The sequence below is a fragment of the Pseudomonas sp. PDM30 genome, assembly GCF_019218985.1.
Lineage (GTDB): Bacteria > Pseudomonadota > Gammaproteobacteria > Pseudomonadales > Pseudomonadaceae > Aquipseudomonas > Aquipseudomonas jessenii.
In genome coordinates this window covers 1-2606 of sequence record NZ_JAHUWM010000021.1, presented here as the reverse complement: position 1 = coordinate 2606, position 2606 = coordinate 1, and the positions used below count along the sequence as shown (strand labels likewise).

General features: G+C 52.1%; 1 rRNA gene. It reads right to left on the bottom strand.

The annotated features are described in order from the left end of the window. Window positions 1-61: 61 nt before the first annotated feature. A 23S ribosomal RNA gene (locus tag KW840_RS28270) occupies window positions 62-2606 on the bottom strand; the annotation flags it as partial.

The window sequence follows — 2606 nt, the reverse complement described above, 5'->3', positions numbered from 1 at the left end:
TTTCGTCTTCACACACCGCAATCTGATGCTCTTTCGAGTAGTCAAATTGCTTGGGTGTTATATGGTCAAGCCTCACGGGCAATTAGTATTGGTTAGCTCAACGCCTCACAGCGCTTACACACCCAACCTATCAACGTCGTAGTCTTCGACGGCCCTTCAGGGGACTCAAGGTCCCAGTGAGATCTCATCTTGAGGCAAGTTTCCCGCTTAGATGCTTTCAGCGGTTATCTTTTCCGAACATAGCTACCCGGCAATGCCACTGGCGTGACAACCGGAACACCAGAGGTTCGTCCACTCCGGTCCTCTCGTACTAGGAGCAGCCCCTCTCAAATCTCAAACGTCCACGGCAGATAGGGACCGAACTGTCTCACGACGTTCTAAACCCAGCTCGCGTACCACTTTAAATGGCGAACAGCCATACCCTTGGGACCGGCTTCAGCCCCAGGATGTGATGAGCCGACATCGAGGTGCCAAACACCGCCGTCGATATGAACTCTTGGGCGGTATCAGCCTGTTATCCCCGGAGTACCTTTTATCCGTTGAGCGATGGCCCTTCCATACAGAACCACCGGATCACTAAGACCTACTTTCGTACCTGCTCGACGTGTCTGTCTCGCAGTCAAGCGCGCTTTTGCCTTTATACTCTACGACCGATTTCCGACCGGTCTGAGCGCACCTTCGTACTCCTCCGTTACTCTTTAGGAGGAGACCGCCCCAGTCAAACTACCCACCATACACTGTCCTCGATCCGGATAACGGACCTGAGTTAGAACCTCAAAGTTGCCAGGGTGGTATTTCAAGGATGGCTCCACGCGAACTGGCGTCCACGCTTCAAAGCCTCCCACCTATCCTACACAAGCAAATTCAAAGTCCAGTGCAAAGCTATAGTAAAGGTTCACGGGGTCTTTCCGTCTAGCCGCGGATACACTGCATCTTCACAGCGATTTCAATTTCACTGAGTCTCGGGTGGAGACAGCGCCGCCATCGTTACGCCATTCGTGCAGGTCGGAACTTACCCGACAAGGAATTTCGCTACCTTAGGACCGTTATAGTTACGGCCGCCGTTTACCGGGGCTTCGATCAAGAGCTTCGCGTTAGCTAACCCCATCAATTAACCTTCCGGCACCGGGCAGGCGTCACACCCTATACGTCCACTTTCGTGTTTGCAGAGTGCTGTGTTTTTAATAAACAGTCGCAGCGGCCTGGTATCTTCGACCGGCGTGGGCTTACGCAGCAAGTGCTTCACCCTCACCGGCGCACCTTCTCCCGAAGTTACGGTGCCATTTTGCCTAGTTCCTTCACCCGAGTTCTCTCAAGCGCCTTGGTATTCTCTACCCAACCACCTGTGTCGGTTTGGGGTACGGTTCCTGGTTACCTGAAGCTTAGAAGCTTTTCTTGGAAGCATGGCATCAACCACTTCGTGTTCCAAAGGAACACTCGTCATCAGCTCTCGGCCTTAAGATCCCGGATTTACCTAAGATCTCAGCCTACCACCTTAAACTTGGACAACCAACGCCAAGCTGGCCTAGCCTTCTCCGTCCCTCCATCGCAATAACCAGAAGTACAGGAATATTAACCTGTTTTCCATCGACTACGCTTTTCAGCCTCGCCTTAGGGACCGACTAACCCTGCGTCGATTAACGTTGCGCAGGAAACCTTGGTCTTTCGGCGTGGGTGTTTTTCACACCCATTGTCGTTACTCATGTCAGCATTCGCACTTCTGATACCTCCAGCAAGCTTCTCAACTCACCTTCACAGGCTTACAGAACGCTCCTCTACCGCATCATCCGAAGATGATACCCGTAGCTTCGGTGTATGGTTTGAGCCCCGTTACATCTTCCGCGCAGGCCGACTCGACTAGTGAGCTATTACGCTTTCTTTAAAGGGTGGCTGCTTCTAAGCCAACCTCCTAGCTGTCTAAGCCTTCCCACATCGTTTCCCACTTAACCATAACTTTGGGACCTTAGCTGACGGTCTGGGTTGTTTCCCTTTTCACGACGGACGTTAGCACCCGCCGTGTGTCTCCCATGCTCGGCACTTGTAGGTATTCGGAGTTTGCATCGGTTTGGTAAGTCGGGATGACCCCCTAGCCGAAACAGTGCTCTACCCCCTACAGTGATACATGAGGCGCTACCTAAATAGCTTTCGAGGAGAACCAGCTATCTCCGAGCTTGATTAGCCTTTCACTCCGATCCACAGGTCATCCGCTAACTTTTCAACGGTAGTCGGTTCGGTCCTCCAGTCAGTGTTACCTAACCTTCAACCTGCCCATGGATAGATCGCCCGGTTTCGGGTCTATTCCCAGCGACTAGACGCCCTATTAAGACTCGCTTTCGCTACGCCTCCCCTATTCGGTTAAGCTCGCCACTGAAAATAAGTCGCTGACCCATTATACAAAAGGTACGCAGTCACCCAACAAAGTGGGCTCCCACTGCTTGTACGCATACGGTTTCAGGATCTATTTCACTCCCCTCTCCGGGGTTCTTTTCGCCTTTCCCTCACGGTACTAGTTCACTATCGGTCAGTCAGTAGTATTTAGCCTTGGAGGATGGTCCCCCCATATTCAGACAAAGTTTCTCGTGCTCCGTCCTACTCGATTTCATGAC